The sequence below is a fragment of the Bythopirellula polymerisocia genome (genome assembly GCF_007860015.1).
GTDB lineage: Bacteria > Planctomycetota > Planctomycetia > Pirellulales > Lacipirellulaceae > Bythopirellula > Bythopirellula polymerisocia.
Window position 1 is genome coordinate 667,759 of record NZ_SJPS01000004.1, and the last position, 21,830, is coordinate 689,588.

At 51.2% G+C, this 21,830-nt stretch carries 15 protein-coding genes; 9 read left to right on the forward strand and 6 right to left on the reverse strand.

The window, feature by feature from the left end; genetic code table 11:
* Nucleotides 1–34 precede the first annotated feature (34 nt).
* From Pla144_RS15510 to Pla144_RS15535, 6 genes are all read right to left on the reverse strand, one after another.
* On the reverse strand, nt 35–1,120 hold the full coding sequence (locus Pla144_RS15510; protein ID WP_146451579.1) for a PEP-CTERM sorting domain-containing protein: 1,086 nt from the start codon (nt 1,118–1,120) through the stop codon (nt 35–37).
* 54 nt (nt 1,121–1,174) lie between these two features.
* Nucleotides 1,175–1,654, reverse strand: a complete 480-nt coding sequence (locus Pla144_RS15515; protein ID WP_146451580.1) for a carboxypeptidase-like regulatory domain-containing protein — start codon at nt 1,652–1,654, stop codon at nt 1,175–1,177.
* Entirely contained in the window at nt 1,641–2,705 is a 1,065-nt protein-coding gene (locus Pla144_RS15520; RefSeq protein ID WP_197530721.1) for a DUF1559 domain-containing protein, read from the reverse strand. The genes Pla144_RS15515 and Pla144_RS15520 overlap by 14 nt, the downstream gene beginning before the upstream one ends.
* Before the next feature lie 47 nt (nt 2,706–2,752).
* Nucleotides 2,753–5,188 (reverse strand): hypothetical protein, encoded by a 2,436-nt coding sequence (locus Pla144_RS15525; protein ID WP_146451582.1) that lies wholly within the window; start codon nt 5,186–5,188, stop codon nt 2,753–2,755.
* 170 nt (nt 5,189–5,358) lie between these two features.
* The gene (locus tag Pla144_RS15530; protein WP_146451583.1) at nt 5,359–6,171 is read right to left on the reverse strand and encodes a PEP-CTERM sorting domain-containing protein; all 813 of its coding nucleotides are present in this window, start codon (nt 6,169–6,171) and stop codon (nt 5,359–5,361) included.
* Nucleotides 6,172–6,427: 256 nt separating this feature from the next.
* Nucleotides 6,428–7,450, reverse strand: coding sequence for a DUF1559 domain-containing protein (locus tag Pla144_RS15535; RefSeq protein WP_197530722.1), 1,023 nt, complete (start codon nt 7,448–7,450; stop codon nt 6,428–6,430).
* 373 nt (nt 7,451–7,823) lie between these two features.
* On the opposite strand from Pla144_RS15535, the gene Pla144_RS15540 reads away from it, so the two are divergent.
* The 9 genes from Pla144_RS15540 (at nt 7,824) to Pla144_RS15580 (ending at nt 21,766) form a co-directional block, all read left to right on the forward strand.
* Nucleotides 7,824–8,717 (forward strand): alpha/beta hydrolase, encoded by an 894-nt coding sequence (locus tag Pla144_RS15540; protein WP_146451585.1) that lies wholly within the window; start codon nt 7,824–7,826, stop codon nt 8,715–8,717.
* Between the two features lie 274 nt (nt 8,718–8,991).
* Complete coding sequence (locus tag Pla144_RS25580) at nt 8,992–9,513, forward strand: sigma-70 family RNA polymerase sigma factor (RefSeq protein WP_146451586.1); 522 nt, start codon at nt 8,992–8,994, stop codon at nt 9,511–9,513.
* Between the two features lie 15 nt (nt 9,514–9,528).
* Nucleotides 9,529–11,196, forward strand: coding sequence for a LamG domain-containing protein (locus Pla144_RS15550; RefSeq protein ID WP_146451587.1), 1,668 nt, complete (start codon nt 9,529–9,531; stop codon nt 11,194–11,196).
* Between the two features lie 249 nt (nt 11,197–11,445).
* Nucleotides 11,446–13,299 carry a dienelactone hydrolase family protein gene (locus tag Pla144_RS15555; protein WP_146451588.1) on the forward strand — a complete coding sequence of 618 codons (1,854 nt, stop codon included), beginning with the start codon at nt 11,446–11,448 and terminating at the stop codon, nt 13,297–13,299.
* A 254-nt stretch (nt 13,300–13,553) separates the two neighbouring features.
* Complete coding sequence (locus tag Pla144_RS15560) at nt 13,554–15,773, forward strand: LLM class flavin-dependent oxidoreductase (protein WP_146451589.1); 2,220 nt, start codon at nt 13,554–13,556, stop codon at nt 15,771–15,773.
* Nucleotides 15,770–16,942 carry an FAD-dependent oxidoreductase gene (locus Pla144_RS15565; RefSeq protein WP_146451590.1) on the forward strand — a complete coding sequence of 391 codons (1,173 nt, stop codon included), beginning with the start codon at nt 15,770–15,772 and terminating at the stop codon, nt 16,940–16,942. Before Pla144_RS15560 ends, Pla144_RS15565 begins: the two co-directional genes overlap by 4 nt.
* Before the next feature lie 147 nt (nt 16,943–17,089).
* Nucleotides 17,090–18,559 (forward strand): class I adenylate-forming enzyme family protein, encoded by a 1,470-nt coding sequence (locus Pla144_RS15570; RefSeq protein WP_146451591.1) that lies wholly within the window; start codon nt 17,090–17,092, stop codon nt 18,557–18,559.
* Nucleotides 18,560–18,604: 45 nt separating this feature from the next.
* Entirely contained in the window at nt 18,605–19,459 is an 855-nt protein-coding gene (locus tag Pla144_RS15575) for an MBL fold metallo-hydrolase (RefSeq protein WP_146451592.1), read from the forward strand.
* An 18-nt stretch (nt 19,460–19,477) separates the two neighbouring features.
* Nucleotides 19,478–21,766, forward strand: coding sequence for an efflux RND transporter permease subunit (locus Pla144_RS15580; protein ID WP_146451593.1), 2,289 nt, complete (start codon nt 19,478–19,480; stop codon nt 21,764–21,766).
* Nucleotides 21,767–21,830 lie beyond the last annotated feature (64 nt).

Sequence of the window (21,830 nt, forward strand, 5' to 3'; positions counted from 1 at the left end):
ATGCAACCGGCCATGCTTCTTCGGGATGCCTAGGTTAAAAACGTCGCGATCTAACCTGAAAAGCGAAGAGACTCAGCATAAGCAATAGGGTGCCCGGCTCAGGGACTTCGGTAGTAGCTGCGATCATGGGTAAGGTTTTGCCGAACTGCGATTGCCATAACGCGAGTTCATTAGAACTACCAAGACCGGGCGTGTCACCCAGCTGCCATTTGAGAAAGTCGGCCCCGTCGACATCTCCATCTTGATCGAAATCGCCTGTATTTGCCGCGCCGGTCGTTGCCGAGGCTTGTTGTTGAAGTAAGAGCAATTTACTCGCGCCGCCCACTGAGCCAGTGACGGCACCAGAGTATGTATTGCCAATGGTGCTCGATCCAGTGATCGTCTCATAGATGACTGAGGCAGCAAGATAGCTTCCGCGGTCGTTTTGGTGGGTACCATCGGCATCGTGCAACCTCATTGAGGAATTTCCGAAACCGTAGGTGTCGTACCATTCACCCCATGCATCGCCAACCCGAGCAATAGTTGCTATGTCGGAGTTATCCCACTCGCCGGGGTTCTTTTGAATACGATCGTACCCTTGGTTGGTGTAGCTGAGCATTTCGTCGACGTCGTTGTCAAAATAATCAATTAAATCTTGTTGCCCTGGAAACTTTGACCACGAGTTATAGAGTACGACAGCTGCCTGAGGTTGGTGCTGCTTGATGAGATCAATGAGCACAGGTCCACCAAGGTCGAGGTTCGTAAGTTGAGAATCCATGAACTTGATTGCTCGCCCGGGTCGGTTGCTCTGTTCCTGCAAGACAATAGCGTCCCATTGATACGTTGCCGAGTTTGTGATCAAGTCGGTAGTGATGCTACTTTCAGCGTGGGTTTTTAGCGACCAGGAACTTTCCGCTCTCTTGGTGACGGTTCCGGTATGTGCGGGGTCGGCATCGAAAAGCCCTTGTACGTCGAGGCTAACCGCACGGGCCGAAGAATTGCCTTGAACGTAGCTGTTACCAATCATCAAAACATTAAAATCGCTACCCGGAGCAGTCCTCCCAAAACAAAGCGTAGCTGTGATCCCGGCGAGGAAAGTCGCAACAAAAAGTTTAGATTCTCTAACGGATCGCGTTGGCATGACTGAATCGGGAGTGGAGTGGTCGCCGCTGATGGTAAAGATCTATTGTAACTGCTAGCGACGTCGTCCGCGCCTAATTGGCGGAGACTGAAGCTCAAAATTCAAGTTGTCTACGTCGCCGGCTATCTCGGCAGTGAGTTCGGTACGGGAATTGTAATTGACAGGAATGTACTGTTCGAACCGATCAACAATCTCGGTGCTGCCTGGTTCGGGAGGGACTTGCCCAGTCTTTCGCATTGCCCTGACCGCTACGTTGTAGTTCCCGGGCATAAGGGATTCGATCACAAATTCTCCGTCGACAATATTCGCTTGAACCTGACTTTCAAGCGTCGAATCCTGTGCATAGATAAAAGTGATACTTCCCTCGGGTATCGGCTCGCCGTCAAAAGCGATTCGGCCGCTGACTGTGGCACCATCACCTCCGCAGCCAACCAGACATATACTAATGGCCCACAAAACATACCTTGGGATAGCAAGGCGAAGTGTGCGTATGAAATCGCTTAGAGGTAGTTCCCGCCGATTAGAGTTCGCCATTGAGGATCTCTCCCCCATCGAAGGTCGAAGCCGCACGCCATACCAGCAGGTCGACATCGTTTGAAATAAACCTCACACCGCTATCAAGAAAAAGCGTATTGACACCGCCGCTGTGAGCGCTGCGTGCGGTGTTACGGTGCCACCCTTGCCATCCGGAAGAAGACTGAAAGCAGGGTACCTCTGGCTCGTCCACACATAGTCGAGTACGGTCTTTGAGCTGTTGAATAACTCCGCGGTTGTTTGGAGTCAGGCTATGAAGATACATGACCCCGCCTCCCCAATGCAGTGCGCCGCGGGTGTCGTCCCCTTCAACAGTACGAACCTCCGAGATGGCAACCGTATTGCTCGTTCCGTCAGTCGCCTCACGCAGGGCAATTCCTCGATTGACCAAGAATGGGCCGAAACCAGACATAGCCGATTTCACTTCAGGTCGAGCTGCACCGGCCACCGGGTTTGCTACTATTTGCCCCGTAGTGCAGTTCGGATATCCGCGCCCGTCTTTGCCAACCTGCTCCCAGTTCAGGTCATCCATCCAAAGCCCACATTCTTCTTCGGGATCTGTGTAACCTGCATTAGCTGCATAGTTGCCTCGCGCGCCGTACAGGCCGTTATTCCAGGTTACGATTCCTACCGGACCATTCGAGGGACAGATGTGGGACTCAAGTATGAAATGATGCGTTGGGGTTTTTTCCGGACCGATGAATCCTTGCTCGAAATAGGGTTTCGTGAAATCCATCTCGTTAAACAGATTACCGACTTCCATGTAAGGCATCGTCTCGGTTACCCAGGTGCCAAGTGAATCGATGCCGGTGGCTGACGTTTTCTGTCGCCAATCCCCTTTAGGAAGGGTCTTTTTGGCCGATTCAAAATTCATGACGGCTAGCCCGACTTGCTTCAAGTTATTGAGGCATTGAGTTCGACGGGCGGCCTCGCGTGCAGCCTGTATGGCTGGCAACAATAAGGCTACAAGCACACCAATGATCGCGATCACTACCAAGAGCTCAACCAAAGTAAAAGCCGTCCGATGGTTTATTCGCTTAGCCGTATCCATCTCCATGCTCCTTAACGATAAAACAAATCTACGTATTTAAGCCAAAATCAATTACGGCGACGCCTGCTCCCTAAGCCTGCCAAGAATACCATTGCAGCCAACGATAAAGCAGTCGGTTCAGGAACCACATTCAGCGATGGGGCAGCCACGACTTCGATTTGCACTGTTGTCGTGCCAACATAGTTAATCTGTAAAGCCAAATTGTTTGCCGCTAAATCTCCGAATGAGTCATCCACTATCAAGTTGGAAAATGTGCCCGTGATAGTCCCACTAGTTGAGGTGGCGCCGAAGCTTCGCTGCCATGCCAGTAAATCAGCGCCATCACTGTCGCCATCACCATCGGCGTCTCCGGCATCGCTGACGCCATAGGCGCCTTGCCAGATCGCAAGGTCCGCCGAGTCGACGCCATTGAACCCATCAAAATCCGCTGGCAGCGGGGAAGAGACAGTGGAAATGATGTCCCAGGTGTCTCCCAATACGGGAGGGAAATAAGAGGGATCAGGCGGCGGTGACACGCCTGGGACAACAACGTCAGGGTTAAGCTGAATGGTAAGAGTGCCGCCCAAGGTCACATTTCCTTCCACTTCGATTTTGTCGAAGAAGACCCCATCGTACTCCCCTGGGTCAGGTACATAATCTTCCGCTTCGTTGATCTGGATGGTCAAGTTGGAGCCCGAGGCGAGTGTCAGATTCCCAGTGCGACCGCCGCTCTTGACCAAATGGAGTTGTTGTGGCTGAGTACCCACGTTCAACGAACCACCTGAGTTGATCTGGATTTCGCCAACTTCGACGATAGCTTCCGGTGACAAGTCAAATCCCGTTATCAACTGTCCGGTACCATTGATCACAACTTTTGCCGCAGGCATGGATGTCCTCATTTCAATGTCTGCGTAGTTATTGGCTGTCATTGTTCCCGAATAGCTGACGCTCTCAATATTGGTGTCGGTCCCCTGATCAACCCCTATTTGAATCGAGTTATTGCCAACACTCACGCCCGGAGCGGACGGGGTGCCATTGACCGTCACGTCGCCACCGCCGCGTAAGGCACGCGTAATCTGGAATATCCGCCGTCCATTGCCAGTGTTTCCGCCTGTGTTGGAAACTTCCGGGGCAGTCAGGTCTAGCGTCATTGGTGCATTGACCTCTAGGTACGCAAGACCCTGAAGCCGATCGCTTTTAGGACTGGTGTTCGAACGATGGTCAATTGTACCTGGTTGATTAAAAACGACTGTTCCGAAGCCAAATTCCTGCTCGGTATCCTCACCGTCGAAGACGAGCATGTTGCCGCCAGTCGAGTTCATTTCCAAGGTACCGCCGACCCCCTCATCCTCGCTAAGAATAACCTCATCGCCTGAGCCGTTGAATTGGATCAACCCGCGACTAGATTGAGGGAACCGCATGATGAGATCCGATCCGACTCCACCATTAAACGTAAATGTGTTGCGAGTGCGAATCGGCAAGTTGATTGTCAGATTCTCACCCGCCGCAGCCGTATAGGAGAGATCGCGATTAATAACCAGTCCGCCGTGGAAGCGAGCATCGTTACGGCTGAGTGTTCCATCGCCGATCTCTATGTTACCGGGAGTAGAGTGAGTGAGTGTGCCGCCGGCATTGATCTGAATCAAAGGAATATCAACGACCACTCCAGGCACAAAATTGAGTGCACCGTTGTCTACGATCACGCCTTCGCCGGCGAAAGCACCGGCAGTGACCGTGACTGTGTTCCCGCCGGCAACTTGGTACCAGTTATCGGCCACAGGCGACCCGCCTACCCATGTTCCCGCGCTGGAAAGATTACCACTCGCTTGGGAATTGACCACGTCGAATGTGTATAGTCGCGCTGGTGTATTGACGTTTTCCTTGGTATTGAACCGAAGCCGGTTAATTTCTGTTTCCGTGATGCCAAATGTAGCAAACGTATTGCCGTTTACGAACGTGCTGATATCCGATCCGAGAATCGGAATACCGATTGCTGCGTCAGCCTGGGATGGTTCTGGAGCAAAAAACACGCCGACGAGAGGTCCTGCGGCGAGAAAGTTATCAAATCCGGCCGTGGCATTTGGCGCATTGTTTTGAAAATCTGCGTCCGCAAACTCCCACGAGAAGGTAGCCTCATTAAAGGTCTGTGTGGGTCCGTCTGTGATGGAGTACAGGCGAAAGGTGTCGTTGGAGTTTCGCGCATCATCTGTGGTAACTTCGAAAAAATACGGCAAGTTGGGGTCAATTGCAGGAGACGCACCCAGGTCGAACCGAACCAGCGACTTGGATGTCAAGCTCAAGCTATTAAACGGATCGCCTCCGCGGACTTCCATGTACGTGGCCGTGCCTCGGGGTGTTCCACCTATTCCACCGTTTGAGTCAAATTCCACAAACGTGTCCGCATCGACGGAGCCCAACGACTGCTCAGCGGCATAGGCAATCGAAATCGTGGTAATCGCCGCTAACATAGCAACTGAGAACACTATAAGGAAATGTAATTTCATGGCTGAAAGGCCTAGTCAGTAAGTTTAAGAATTGACGGATACGGAAAAATAGGCGTACAAACCCACACCGCAAAAGAATCCAAGAGGATGCCCTGCTAACTACGCAACTGTTACGCGGCGGCGTTCGCTGCAAACCATTACCACCGCCAGTTAGTTTCCGTGATTAAAGCTTATCGCATCCGGCGACTGGAAAAACATGCCAAGCTGCACAGGAGCAGTGCAACCGAACTAGGTTCGGGAACACCAGTAAGTGCTTCATTGAAGCTAGTGGCGACGACAAGATTGTCCACGATCTGCTGACCATCGTAATCGTTGCTTTGACGGAACGCATAGCTGAAATTGTCGGAAGCCGCAAGCGAGTTCGTCGCAGTGATGTTCGTGCTCGAAATATCGGCGGGATCGAGCCAGAGCCTACTTTGCTGGGTAGAAGCGTTGTACTCTGTCACAACTCGGTAAGTCGTATCGAATAACAACTCCGCAGCCCAGATGGCACCATCACCGATAGTACTATCTTCGGAGAGGACCAGTTTGAAGTCCCCGCCTCTATCAGGAGACAGAACGCCGACTCGAGCGCGGAAGGAAGTACCCGTACCACCGCGAAAATGGGCGAAGTACAGTCCGTTTCCGTCGAGATTGACAATGTCTGAATTGGTGTTAGCTGGTAGGCTAAAATCAAAACGGGCATAAGTAGTCGACGTGTCGCTTTGGATGGCGTAGGCTGTGCTGGCGTCCTCGCCCCCCTGCTGATTGATCACAGCAACTCCACCCGCAACTTGAATCGGATTAGTCCCACCAGCGCTATGGCCAGCCCATTCATCTCCCGGCCCTGGAGTAGGTGTCTGACCAACTAAATCACCGTCAGGATGCGAGAAATCTTCGTTGACGAGAATCGTCGCAGTGGCCGTAGAGACAAGTAGTGCTGAAACAGCTACAGCAATAGTCAGCGATTGGAACAATTGATTACATTTCGAAAGACAATTCATTAGTACCCTCCCGTGGGCAGCATTTGCACTGCCCTCTTGAAAAGAAAATCGACAACTTAGGTTTTACGAACAAGACCCAACATTATTCCATGTTAATGCCCGCCTAGTAGGAATCGCGCGCCAAATACCCTTTATCCGAAGAATAAGGGAAATTAATTGTCAATTTCAGCGTAAGTTCGATATCTCAAACGACTTGCAAAGATTATCCACGTCCGATCATTCCTTGGGAGAGGTGAAAAGATCGAACGGGGTAGGATCAGTAATTGCTTACTGATAGCTCCTCACCTGCGAAGGTGGAAACGGCTTTCCACAAGTTACGATCAATCTGGTCATCAACGAACCGGACACTTGAATCCAGGTACAGGACATTCACACCGCCTGGATGGGCGCTACGGGCAGAAAGTTTGTGGTAGCCTCTCCACGTTTCTTCTGTAGATACGCAAGGTGCCTCAATCGTACTAATACACAAACGAGTAAAATCTTGGATCGCAGTATTCGGCACCTCACTATGGAGATACATGACACCTCCTCCAAAGTGAAGTGAACCGCGAATGTCATCGCCTTGCACATTACGGACCTCCGAGACTGCTACCGTATGGCTTGTTCCGTCGGTGGCTTCTTGAAGTACAATTCCTTTGTTCACCATGAATGGTCCAAATCCGGAAATGGCTGAGTGAATCGTCCTCCCATTGTGTGCAATGAATTCAACTCCTGTCGGATTTTCTGGATGCCCTCTGCCATCGGTGCCGATCTGTTCCCACTGGATGTCGTTCATCCATACGCCACTATCTGGACCCGCCCAGCCAGCATTAGCTGCGTAATTGCCGCGTGCCCCGTAGTGTGCGTTATTCCACTGGATTAAATCCATTCGTCCATTGGAGGGACAAATATGGGTGTCAAAGAAAATATGATGAGGCAGCAGAGATTCAGCGAGCTCCTGTTGTTCGAAGAATGGTCGCGAGAAATCTATTCTTTTGTGTAAATTGGATTCTTCGAGATAGGGCAATGTGACGGATACCCATGTACCAAGTGAGTCAATATTCGACGATCTCATGCGCTGCCGCCAGTCCCCCTTGGGCAGTGAGCCATGAGCAGACTCATAGTTCATAATGGCCAAACCGATTTGCCGAAGATGGTTGGTGCATTGCGTACGCCTGGCAGATTCGCGGGCGGCCTGCACCGCAGGCAACAGCAAAGCCACGAGAATGCCGATGATCGAAATGACCACGAGTAACTCGATCAACGTAAAACCCAAGGATATCGGTTTTCGAAGCCTCAAGATAAATCTCAACGGTTACAGAGTAATAGAAATAGACAGCTGAAAAGAGTAACTAACGAGATCAGAGCACCTACTTAGCATAGTCAATATCACTAGAGATTGGGAGTCAGACTTCGATTTTCCAGCCTTGGCTATACTTTGTCTGCAAGCAAACCAACCGGGCTGAAGAAACTGCCCCTTTCTATACCACCGAATACCTCGCTACTTGTATCGCGCATCAATCGCCGGTTTCCCAAAAAATCGTTCTGAGTTGTTGCGTTTTTAAAAATTGAGCGTACCAGCACAGCTTTGGGTACTATATTGTTGATTACATCTTGAAATTCGTTTGAGACGTTTCGGTACTCTTCCTACGAAGTTCGTTTGAGTTTCCCCAATGCCCAACACTATCAGGCCAAGTATTTCGAAGGCGCTTTTGCTTTGCAATCTATTATTGCTGGTATTAGCTCCTTCGCTGACGCGCGCTCAATCCGAGTGGGCTGTGACAGGGCAATATGAATTCTCTGACTGGGCTGGTCCGAAGCTCAAGGTGTTCTACAGTATTCCTCCGCAGATGGATGCTGATTCTCAGATTGTTGTCGTGATTCCTGGCGCCAAGCGTAATGCGGATCAGTATCGTGATGAGTGGGACCATTTAGCAGTTGCCAACCAGTTTATCACACTTGTTGTTGAAGCGGCAATAAAAAGTTTTCCCACCGAATTTGAATACAATCTAGGAGGGGTTATCGATTCGTCGGGTAATCAACGGCCCGAAAATGAATGGCTATTTACGGCCATCGATCCTCTGTTCGACGATTTCAAGAATCGATTCGGTTCGAATCGAAAGACTTATAATCTCTATGGCCATTCAGCAGGTGGTGGTTTCGTGCATCGATTCTTGCTTTTTAAACCAGATGCTAAGGTCAATAAAGCTGTCGCGGCGAATCCTGCATTTGCCACTTTGCCGGATTACGAAAAGGACTTCCCATTTGGACTACGCGGAGTTAATTTGCCAGAAAATGCCGTCGAAAACTGGTTGGAGAAAAGTTTAGTTCTGTTGCTAGGAGACCGCGACCGGGATCCCCGGACCCATCCGCTCAGCAACAGTTTCGCTGCACAGCAGCAGGGGCCGCATGTGCTTGCTAGAGGAATGCAGCTTTATCAGTCGGCGCTCTTAGCGGCTGGATCCCAGCATTCAGGCCTTGTCTGGCAACTTGAAGTTGTGCCGAGGGTCGGCCATAGCAACGCACACATGGCTTCCTATGCAGTTAAGCATTTGCTGCACGAATAGAGCAATAACTATCGCAGTGAATGATTGCCAAAGACACTGCTCATCAATGAGCCAGTGGTTCTAGTTGAGCGAGAGACAAACGGCTGTGGTTGAAAAGTGTTCAAAATCTCTCGATAATTAGCTTCCGACAGAACTTTTCTCGGAAATAATGATTTCCATGCGCGATCCTTCACAGGGAATGCTAGTTTGCCATGCAGGGGTTCGCACGGCAGTTCTAGAATCTCAAACTGAAGAACTTGGGAAGCCTTAGCCTCCAGTTGGGTATAGTATTGCTATGGATGCGTCTTCAGCAGAAGAATTTGTTCGCCTGTTTTCCAAGAGCCAACATCGCATACTTGGTTTTATTCACACGCTGGTCCCAAATCTCCCCGAAGCAGAAGATGTTCTCCAAGAGACGAGTGTTATACTCTGGAAGAAGTGGCCAGAATTTCAACGAGACCGTGATTTTGTCAAATGGGCCTGTGGAATTGCGCGTTTTGAAGTTTTCCGGATTCTTCGCCAGAACAAACGTAACGCGTTGTATCTCAGCGAATCAGTGTTAAATCAGATAGCCGACATAGCTTTGAATGACGCCAAGGACAGCAGAAGATATGAGGAGTGTGGGACTGCCCTCACTATGTGCCTGCAGGAATTGCCTGATTCCGATAAACAGATTCTCGATTTGAGATACCAACACAACAAAACAGTTAAACAGATTGCCATAGAAAGCAATCGACCTAAGAGTACCATACATGATCTGCTGGGGAAGATTCGCTCCAGATTATTGCGCTGTGTCAGACGACGCATCAGTGCCTAACAATACGTGAATACCATGGATCAGGAAGACAACAAACGCCTGCAAGCCCTTGCGTCGCGTCTCTGCGATGGAGACATCGATGCAGAACAGCTTCAAGAGCTTTCAGCACTGCTAGACCAAGACCAAGAAGCGATTCGAGAATACTTAGACTTCACTTCGGTTCACCTCCATCTGGGGCACAAGTTGGGAGCCATCCAATCGATCGAAAGTGCGAGCAATGAGCTTACAGCTGGTCAACCTGAGAAAGTGGGTGTCGCACAAATCACCTCGAATGCATCGAGCAACAATTACATTAGCGCTCGAGCAGTTATGATTATCACACTTGCAGCTTCCGTGATTGTCGCATCAGTTTTCTTGATAAATCGATTCCAATCTCAGACTACATTTATTGCCCGAATTATCCAGAAAATTGATTGTGATTGGGGTGATCAACGATGGGGAGCTCCTCAAACTGCACTCTTGGAAGTTGGGCGTGAGATCAAACTCGATCGAGGGCTAATGGTTCTCGAGTTCGGAAATGGTGCGGAAGTTACTTTGGAAGCACCCATCCAGTTTAGAGTGCTTGCCGAAGATCGTGGGAATCTGAGTTTTGGCAAACTGACTGCAAACGTGCCAGAGCGTGGTCGGGGATTTACGATTCACATTCCTTCGGGAGAAGTAATTGATCTGGGAACCAGCTTTGGTTTGCTGGTCGATGAAGCCGGCATTTCAGAAACTCACGTGTTCCAAGGGAGAGTATTGCTGCGTAGAGATGCGGTGAAACAAGGACAATCGCCTCAGGAATGGGAACTAACTGCCGATCATGCCATAAGAATACCTTCGGCAACTCAAGATGTAGAACACTTGACTGCGAACCGTTCGCATTTCGTCGATTATTCGCATTTCGGGACTTCCGACAATGCAGAGGAGAAGTCTCGACTTGCAGTTCCAGGAGACGCCGATCTCGTTCTCTGGCTTGACGCAGGAAGGAGACAACAACTTGATTCGAAGAATGGTGTGATCAGTTGGGGAGATATCTGCGTTGGCAGGAATTCGTCAGAAGACAATGCCTGGCAAATTGATGAAGTCCGACGTCCTCATTGGATAGAAGATTCGCTGGCTGGCAGACCGGCGGTCCGCTTCGATGGTTCTACTCATCTTGTGACCACCCCATTTCAGACGGGCGACGAAGTCACTATTATCTGCGTGTTCAAGCCTCGCTCAGGAGAACAAATCAGCAGTCTGTATGGAAAACTTTTGACCCTAAATGCCTCACCGAGCCTAATTCTCGAAACTACTCGCAATAATCAGTTGGCTAGCATTCTTTTCTTAGCCAACCCGTCCAGCAAGAAAAAACGTACCGTCTTGCTAGAAGGTCCTCTTCCGGACAATGATTTGCCGACAGTGTGTGCACTCGTCTATAGTCATTCTGCTAACCGAGCGGCCCTCTATGTTAACGGTGACCTTGTTTCTGAATCGCATGCACCGTCGATTCCTAATGTTGAGACTACGCAAATCATCGGCAATTCAATCCAGGGAGTCGGTGGATTTATTGGTGACGTAGGAGATCTGCTTGTTTTCAATTCGGCTCTCCCAGCGAATCAGGCTACTGAGCTTTCTAATTCTCTTATGGAGAAGTACGGAATCACTGCGTCACAACGTGAGCCGAGAGTGCTATCCGGACTAATCCCTGAAGAACAGTAAGCAATTAGACCAATATTAAACCTTGGAGCTAGAGTCTGGAAAGTTAGCTTATTTGTTTAGATGCCTGATTCTGGGGTGGGTGCAGTGCCACAACACAACCAGACCAGATAGTGAGTTATCCAACTTGTCGGCAACTCGGACCCATCGGAAAACGCCTCTACGGTTACAGCAATGCACGCATGGCCTCGCACTCCGTGACCTCATCCGCCAAAAATTAGCACACCAGGTGAAGTAAAGTTAAGTAGGCGTATGGGTGAAGTTGCAAGACAACGATTTAGTATCAATTGGCTGTTAATAGCCTGTCTACTAGTAGTGTTTATCTCAAGTTTCCTTGCTTCTTTGGTTCAATCTTCCGGTGGTCGTGTCCAGGTTCATGAGATCAAGATACCCACACAGAATGGCCAATGGGTAGTAGCCGATTTATTTAAGCCTAGAAGTGCCACTAAGAAGTCACCTGCTCCACTGGTAGTTGTAGTTCCTGGCTTTCAACGCTCAAAAGAGACGCTCTCAAACATCTCCCTTGAATTGGCACGTCGTGGAATTGTCGTTATTGCTATAGACCCCTACGCACAGGGGGGGTCAAGTTCTTCAATGAGCAAACAATCAGCAACGACTGAGGGCTACGGTATGTTCGCTGTAGTTAATTACGTCTACGACACACCCAATTTGAACTATGTCGACAAAAGTCGAATTGCAGCGACGGGACATTCTGCCGGAGGAAATGCCGCAATTCGAGGGGCAAACTATTTTGGGAAGATCGCAAGGAAAAATGATAAGCCTTGTATACTGAGCGCGGTTTTCGTTTCAGGGTATTTACAAACTCTGACTGACAATGTTTTGAAGCAAGTCCGCTGCAATGTGGGGATTAGCTACGCCCTCTACGATGAGGGGGCTTATCGAAACGAGTTGAAGAATGGGGATATGCGGTTCGCTCCTGAAGCCCTGCGACTTGTAAATTCTGGACTGGTTGAATCGGGAACCGAGGTGAAAGAAGTAGAAATAGGTCGTTACTATGGCAACAAAGACAACAGGACCTTGCGCGTTGTGTTTAACGAAGGATTGCTACATCCCTTTCAACCCTATGCCATCGAGCCTACTGCAAATCAGCTTGATTATTTTGAGAGAGTGTTTGAAATCGACAGTGGAATTTCCAGCAAGGATCAGATTTGGTATTGGAAAGAGTTTCTAACTCTAGTCTCTTCGATTGCAGCACTCTTAACGCTGGTGCCTCTTGCTCGATTGCTACTGAAATTGCCTTTATTCATGGATTTGGTTCACCCACTTCCAGAGGCATTACCTAGACCGCAGGGTGTGGGAAAAATAATCTTCTGGAGCCTCTTTGTTTTGTCTGCTTTGGTTGCCTGTTTCTCATATATTCCGTTGGCAGAGCTTTCTCAAAAGCTCTTTGTCGCTGCCTCTAGTCGCGAACAGACGTGGTTCTTTCCACAACGCATGAATAATGCCGTAATGCTTTGGGCAGTCTTCAATGGCACCGTGGGATTCCTGCTGTTTTTTCTCTCCTACCATTACCATGGAAGGCTTCATGGCGTTCGTCCTGAAATGTGGGGAATAAAAACAAATCTTGCAGAAATCGCTTGCACGTTCCTGCTTGCCTGTTTGCTTTTCGCTTTTTTCTTCCAGTTGTTATTTACAGTCCACTATTTTTTTCACGTCGACTATCGTTTTGTCTTTTTTGGAGCGCGCGTGTTTCAGCCAGTCATGTTCCTTCTCTTGAGCATTTATGCCCCTATCTTCTTTGTGTTTTTTCTATCCAATTCTCTGCGTGTAAACGGTGCCATGCGTTTTGATGGTGACAAGGAGTGGAAAAGTATGCTGCTTGCTGGTTCGGCCAACACAGTCGGACTTCTGCTGATTCTCATAGTGCAGTATTCGGTGTTCGCGTTCACAGGAACCGTGTACTGGACCGACGGATGGCTATATGTCAACTTGCTCTTTGCGGTAGTTCCGATCATGTTTATCCTGCCGTATTTCAATCGTTACTTTTTTCAATTGACCGGAAGAATATATCTAGGACCAATGGCCACTTGCCTGATCTTTGTCATGATCCTCCTGTCCAACACCGTGTGCTACATTCCTCTCTAATACTACTGGAATTCCCCCGCTCCTGGCGTCTTGCGACGTTTCACCATCATGAAGATTCTTCATCGCCTTGAAGTTGTGAGGTTGAATCTCGGATTGTTCATGTTGAGACGGTTGTTCCGAAGGTATCGACCCTTTCCTCAGCAAAATAGCTTTTGTTTCCTCTCGATCTAATCGCTCCAAGCCTTCTTTCTGCCAAGCCGAAGTTTGACATCGCATCGGTTCGTACTTAGTGTGGAAAATTGGTAGCAGATACCGTGTCAACAGATGACATAGGGCTACTTTCTCCCCTTCCGCAAGTGACCTCGCGACGGCGCTTGCCTACTCTCGCCCGGCGTTTTCTGATGCAGTTTGGTTTTTGCTACATCCCCGATTACTACGAGCACTTGCATGGCTCGTATTCCGCTTGGTACAGACGACTTCTTCATGAGTGGGGGACGGCCGACGCGCTGGGGTATGATGCTCTTTGGATTGCCGAGCACCGATTTGCTGGCTATGCATTTTGTAGCACTCCGGTTGTCGCGCAGGCGATTGCCGACCGCACGGAGCAGATTCGCATCGGCACGGCTGTGTCGCTGATTTCCCAGAGGCATCCCGTTCTTACGGCAGAGGATTGGGCGGCAGTAGACCTGCTGAGCAATGGCCGGCTCAATTTCGGAATCGGTCGCGGTATTTTTGCTTACGACTTTGGTGCTGTCGGCGTCCCTTCCAGTGAATCCCGCGAACGCTTTCAGGAAGCGTGGGAAGTGATCCGTCGACTCTGGACCGAGGAACATGTAACGCACAGCGGAAAGTTCTGGTCGTTCGAAGACCACACTCTCGGTCCTCGTCCTCTGCAACAGCCGACGCCACCGGTCTACGTGGCCTGTATCGCGACGCCCGAGTCTTACCAATGGGCCGGCGAACAGGGTTGCCATTTAATGATTGCTCCGTTTCTGCTGAAATCGACCTCTCAACAAGTCGAGTACCTTGATCTGTACCGCGAATCCCTCGCGAAAGCAGGTCACGACGTCAGCAATTTTCAAATCCTTGGCAACTATCATTTGGCCCTTGTCGAAGACGAGCGGCAGTCTGAACAAATCGACGGCCACATTTTTAAGTATCTCAATTTCCTCAACTCGATTCAAACCAACCAAAAACAGCACCTCGATACAACCCATTACGCGGCGTACGAGTCGGGTGAGACTCTTTGGAAGGATGCCCAAGAACTTCGTGACAACCGAGCAGTCACCGGTACACCGCAACAGTGCATCGACCGCATTGAAGAACTCTCTGCGGCCTGTGGACTCACGGGCTGGATGTTTCATATCAACTACGGCGGCGTGCCTCACGAACGAGTCATCGATCAGATGCACATGTTCGCGGAGGAAGTGATGCCGAAATTCAAGGCGATGCCATCCTGCAAGAAAACGGAGGACAATTCCCGCCGCCAGTCGTTATCTTTGACGCCGTCCACGCCCGAACGCACCGCCGCTGCCAGTGCACGGAGAATCACTGAGCTTGCCACTAGCTATACTCGATCATGTGTGTTATTCGCCGCCAACAAACTTGACATCTTCACGTTGATCGGGGGTAGTGGAAGGAGTTCAGGAGAAGTCGCCCGACAGCTTGCCGCGAATCCCCGCAGCATCGAAAGGCTGCTCGACTCTTGCACAAGCCTGGGGCTCTTGTCTAAGCAGGCTGAAGGCTATCACCTTACTGCTGATAGCCGTAAGCATCTTGATCGCAGTTCGCCAAACTCAATCGCGGACTGGGTCGCTCATTGGGCCGACATGATGGTGAAGGGTAATTGGCAAGAACTAGCTGAGCTTGTTCGGGCAGGTAAACCACTCGATCTAGATTGGTCCAAATTCGGCTTCGATAACAGGCGTCCTTCGATCCAAAACTGGATTGACGGGATGCACCAGATGGCGTTGGCGGGCCATGCTGATATTGTGAGTAAGGTTGAGCCGTTGAACGGTGCAGCAAAACTACTCGATGTCGGTGGTGGCCCTGGCACTTACAGTATCGTCATGTGTCGCCATTATCCCGAGTTGCAAGCGACAGTGCTCGACTCCACCGAAGTGAGCGACGTCGGCTGCGAAATTGTTCGCCGAGAAGGTCTCGACGGTAGGGTCCGCTTCCGCATCGGCGACTTCTGTACAGAGAATTTGCAGGAGAACTACGATGTGATTCTGCTCTCGAATGTGCTCCACATGGTCGATGAACCTGGAGCGATGGCCATGCTGAAGAACGCACATCGTCATTTGACAGAGCAGGGGATACTCCTAGTTCAGGAGTGGATGGTCTCCGATGACGGTACCGCCTCAACACTCTCTACGCTGTTTAATCTTCACATGCTAATCAACCCTAACGGCGACCTCTATCGCTGGGGGCAGCTAAGGCAAATGATTGAACACGCCGGTTTTGCCGTCACACAGTCACTGGAGACTGGGGGCGTCTACGATGTGATCGTCGCCAAAAAGTCGAAACCATGAGCACATCAGCACAAGTTCTTGTCGTTGGCGCTGGCGCAGCAGGCATGGCTGCTGCGATCGGATCCGCCCGCGCAGGTGCGACAGTAAAACTTGTCGAACGAATGGCCGGACCAGGTGGGACAGTAGCGAGTGCTCTGATCCACACGCTGGGTGGGCTCTACAATGCTGACAAGCAGATGATTAACGACGGCCTCCCTGTGGAGCTTGCTGACCGTCTCTTTCACGCAAGTCCACTTACTCGCATTCGTCGTATCGGAAAGATGCAGTGTCTCAACCTCTGCCCGCAGATTTATCGCCGGGTTGTTGAGGCATGGCTCGACGAAGAATCCTGCATCGAACAACTTTACTGTGCAAGCATCACTCAGGTGACGGCAACCGATGGGCAGGTTGTCAAATGCGAATTGAATTGTGGAGGCTCAATTGAAACTCTTCGTCCAACTGCGGTGATCGACACAACTGGGACAGCCGAAGTCGTGCGGCTCATTGGTTCTCAGTATGTGTACGATGATGAGCAGCGAGCAGCGGGTGGGCTTGTCTTTCGACTACGCGACGTGCAGCCGAACACACTCGTATTTCCTAAGAGTATCGTCCTCATTGAGAAACTGAAAGCTGCTACTCGCAGTGGTCGCTTGCCTGCATCCTGCGAGCACGCGTGGCTCGACCAGGGTGCATACGACGATGAGGTATTCGTAAAACTGTTTGTCCCTCTGCCAAGTGACTGGCGTGATCCCAATCGACTTGTCGAACTTCAACGACAAACATCCAACGTTCAAACGCAATTAATCTCACTGCTGCGCGAGTGGCCGGAATTCGCTGAGGCTCGACTCACCGAAACGGGATCGCTGGGGGTCCGTGACGGTGGCCGTATTCGAGGCGAATACTACGTGACCGAGGCCGATGTTCGCAACTGCCGCCGGTTCGACGACGCAGCGTGCCGTTGCTGCTGGCCCATCGAATACTGGCACCCCACGCAAGGACTCCAGCTTGAGTATCTCCCCCCGGGCGGTTCCTATGAGATTCCCTTGCGTGCCTTGAAAGTTAAGGGTCTAACCAATGTCTGGTCGGCTGGGAAATGCCTCTCCGCAGACCACAAAGCCCAATCCTCTGCCCGCGTAGTCGGCCAATGCTGGGCCATGGGCGAAGCGGTTGCCAAAGCCGCAACCTCCTGATTAGAGCAACGCCCATCGATGCGTCAGTATTCCGATTTTACCGGCACTTTGCCTGAAAAACTCCACCCCAACTCACCTCTACGCAGACTTCCTATTCCATGCATGTTATCATGGTAGCTGTAACCTTCTCGCTTTGATTGACCCACCATGACGAATCTCTATCAGGTCCTGAAAGCTACCGTACAGCGGCAGCCAGCTCATATTGCTGTCTCCGATTGTGAGAATTACAGCTCCGTGACCTACGCTCAGCTATTAGGTCGGATCGACGGTCTGGCCAAACGACTTCAAGCAGCAGGTATCGGCCCTGGTTCATGCGTCGGGTTACATGCCGCAAGTGGCCTCAACTACATGATCCGTACATACGCTCTGTGGAAACTTGGTGCCTGTGTCGTCCCGATACCGTTGGAACTTGCTCCGCGCGAAAAGCGCCAAATTTGTCAGCGCATCGCAATCGACACAATTGTTTCTAGCGACCGAGCAATCGGATTTCTCAGTGGCATCGAAGCGACGGAAGTTGCCCAATCTGGATCGTGCCGAGTTATTCGCATTACTCCCCTCCGCGCGCACCCCGTCGACTTTGGAAGTGTTAATGCCGCGTTCATTCGCTTCAGCTCAGGGACAACCGGTGCCGCTAAAGGGGTCGTGCTTTCTCACGAAACAATTTTCGACCGAGTCCACGCAGCCAATGCTGGCTTGCGACTAACGCCTGACGACCGTGTTGTGTGGCTCCTGTCTATGGCTTACCACTTTGCTGTGTCGATCGTCGCTTATCTTACTTTTGGTTCGACGATAATCTTGCACAAGCGGGCCATCGACTTGGGCCGCGCGCTTGTGGAAGACACCGCCGTCCAACGCGGGACTGTGATCTACGGCAGCCCTTCGCACTACGAATTGATGGCTCGGGAACGTAGCGGTCGACAGCTCGAAGACCTCCGGCTTGCGATATCGACTGCCACTGCACTTTCAGCCGAAACGGCACAAGCTTTCAAGGACCGATTCGATGTGCCTCTGACGCAGGCCTACGGCATCATCGAAATCGGCTTGCCTTGTGTTAATCTCCTCCACTCTGGGAAAAAGCTTGATTCAGTGGGGCGACCCCTACCCAGTTTTGACTTGAGGCTTGTTGATGGTAATCACTTTGGTGGCATGAGCAGTATTGGATTCCGCGGCAAAGGATTCCTCGATGCTTACTACGAACCGTGGCAGCCTCGGTCTGAAATCATGCAGGACGGCTGGTTTTATACGGGCGATCTGGGCGAGATCGATTCCGAAGGTTCGTTATACATCCGCGGCCGAGCGAGTGAGATGATTAATGTTGGTGGAATGAAATTCTTTCCCCGCGAAGTCGAAGAGGTGCTCAACTCACACCCGGCAATCGACGAAGCTGTTGTCTTCGCTGTCCGGAAAGGGAACTCCCGCGAGTTTGCGTGCGCAAAAGTCGTACCACGCCCTGATTCGCGAGTGGTACCTACGTCCGTAGAACTTCGGCAATTCTGTGCCAAGCGCTTGGCACATTTCAAAGTGCCGCAAGAAGTGGAGTTCGTGACATCGCTGGAACGTACAGGTAGCGGCAAGATAGTCCGCACTGCCGTCGTCACGGAAATCCAGGCCACCTAACGCCGTCAATGGATTCGCTAGAGATTTGGAAAGTCGTCACATACTATGAGCCTCAATCTCGGCAATTGGCAACTCGATACTGTCAACGGAGGCATGTTTCGACTCGATGGCGGCGTGATGTTCGGCGTCGTACCGCAACAAATATGGAAACACGTGGCGATTCCTGATTCCAAGAATCGCATCCAATGTGCGAACCACTGCGTTTTGGCCCGTGACGGCAGTCACACGGTACTGGTAGATACCGGCTACGGCGGAAAGTACGCGCTGCTCGACCGTAAATTCTACGACATGGAGCCAGGAGAACCGCTCTTGGAGGGTCTAGCCCAGCTTGGCGTGTTACCGGAAGCAGTGGATTGCGTCGTCTTCAGTCATTTGCACTTTGATCATGTGGGCGGGTCCATGCGCCAGGATGCAGCCAAACGGCTCTCGCTGACCTTTCCCAATGCCCAGCATGTCGTAGGTCGGATTGAGTGGGAGAATGCATCGAGCTGTCTGCCTGAGTTGGTGACCGCGTACTCCAGTCAAGAGGTCATTTCGCTTCGCGAACTCACCCGCCTGCGGCTGGTCGAAGACGGCGAAGAGATTGTCCCAGGGCTTGCAGCACGCCTCACCGGTGGCCATACCGAGGGACATCTTAGCTTCATGTTTCGCTCCAACGGTCAAACAGCCTGCTATCCGGGCGATATTTGTCCCTCGACCTACCATCTTAGGCGAATGTGGCATTTGTCATACGATGTGCTTCCGCTCGAGACCCGTCGCAATAAGCCGCGACTATTGGCTGAGGCGGCCGATGACGGTTGGTGGATGCTTTGGAACCATGACCCAACCGCAGTTGTCAGTCGCGTCAATCGTGATGAAAAGCGAGAGTTCGTCGCAGTTGACTCCAGCAAGACCCTATAATTCCATACGAGAAGCCCATTGAATCCCGCACCCTATTATTCACGCTACGGTAAGCTCATCTGTGCGGTGGCATTTTGTCTCCTTCCGGCGCTTTTGTATGGGGCGATTGGGGCCTTCCGGTCAAATACGAACAACGTTCTCGACTGGCTCCCTTCGGAATTCTCAGAGACTCAGCGTCTCTTCGATTTTGTCGGCCGGTTTGGCAGCGACGAGATCCTCATCATTAGTTGGGAAGGCTGCACACTCGACGACGAACGACTCGACAATGTCGCCGCCGACCTTGTAAAGACAATTACCGCACCCACGGGCGACGAGGTAGACGTCTTTCGTCGTGTATTTACCGGTCGGGAGACTCTCGCCGAGCTAACGACCGAGCCCTTGAAGTTATCCTCAGACGAGGCCATCGAGCGGATGCGAGGCTGGCTGGTGGGGCCCGATGGTGAGACTACCTGTGCCCTGGCGCTCATCACCGAAATCGGTTCGATGCATCGCACAGAGTCCCTGCATTTCGTGCGTGAGGTGCTGGAGTCAAACGGCATCGCTTGGGAAGACGCCCATCTTGGCGGACCAACAGCCAACGCCGTCGCCATCGACGACGCGAGCAGCACTCGCATCGGCGAGATGACCCTTGGCTCATGTTTGTTGGGGCTGATGGTCGCATGGCTCTTCTTGAAGTCGTGGCGTCAAGTAGCAATCGTCATGATGACAGCCGTCTTTGCTTGGAGCAGTGCGTTGTCGCTCGTATATATCAGCGGCACCAACATGGACGCCGTACTTCTGTTGATGCCAGCCCTAGTTTTTGTGCTGGCAGTGTGTGGGGCAATTCATTTCACGAACTACTATGTCGACGCCCTTGAAGAATCCAACGCCCATGAGCAGGCTCTATCCACGGCCATGCGTCGCGGATGGCTGCCCTGTGTTTTGGCTGAAGTCACCACCGCGTTTGGCCTCGGGTCGCTTCTCGTAAGCGAGTTGGTGCCGGTACGAAAATTTGGTTTTTTCTCATCGGTGTCCATGGGACTGATCATCTTCGCGGTCCTGGTGCTATGGCCTGCGTTTTCGAGTGTGTGGCCTCCACGGACTACCGCGGATCGGTCGAAAGCGATCCCTTCGCATTGGTGGCGACCGCTGTATCACATCGCGACGCGCTATCCAAACGCGTGGCTTATTCTATTTGTCCTTCTGCTTCCCATCGGTGGATATGGTATTTCGAAGTTGCGAACGTCCGCACAACTGGGAGATCTAATCTCTCCTAACTCTCCGGCCATTCACAGTTATGAATGGTTGCAACGACATATAGGATCGCTCACTCCAGTCGAAGTTGAACTACGATTCGAGCGTAGCTCCGACGAGGACGCACTGATTATTCTCAAACGGGCTGAGATTGTCGAAAGACTGCGCCAGAAAATTGTTGAATCCTCTGAAGTTGATGGCACGATCTCTGCGACAACCTTCGCGCCTTCGTTGCCGAAAGCTGAGGGAGCGCGTAACTTGATGCTGCGACGTGTGATCGCCGCAAGACTGGAGAAGCATCGTGACCGACTTGAAGAATTGCAGTTTCTCCACACGAGCGACGACACCCAGGACTGGAGAATCAGTACTCGGGTCAACTCTCTCAATCTCAATTACGAACAGTTCCTTGCGGATTTGAATCATCTGATAGATAGTGAGCTCGGCAAGGAAAACGAAGCAGGCATGAAAGTCGTTTCTAACGTATGTGGAGGAGTACCGCTGATTTATATGGCCCAGGAACAGCTGCTTAAAGATTTAATCAAAAGCTTCATGACTGCGTTCTTCCTTGTGGGCCTCACCATGGTCGTACTCAATCGCAGCATCATTGGCGGTTTACTCTCTGTGATTCCTAACGTGTTCCCTGTCTTGGCAGCGTTCGGGGTTATGGGACTCATGGACTGGCCCATCGACATAGGGACCGTGATGACTGCTAGTGTAGCGATGGGCATTTGCGACGATGACACCTGGCATTTCCTCGTCTGGTTTCGCCGAGGTTTTCTACGATTTGGTTCGAGTCCGAAGGCCGTGCGGTTCGCATTCCGTCACTGCGCCACTGCGATGTTACAGACATCGATTATCTGTGGAGTTGGCCTCTTGGTGTTCATCGTGAGCCCGTTCATTCCGATCGCACGCTTTGGATTGGTTATGGCGATCATGTTGGCGCTGGGTCTCATAGGCGATCTCGTCCTGCTCCCCGCCGCTTTGTGCAGCTCGCTCGGTAGCAAAATGGGAGAGAAATTGGCTTCAATTGGTGAAGAAGAAGTAGTAACCCCTACAGCCGGACTTTCTGTTTAAATACCGTACTCAACTCATCTTGCGTAAATTGACTATTTTGGTGGCTTGATCATAATCAAGGTTT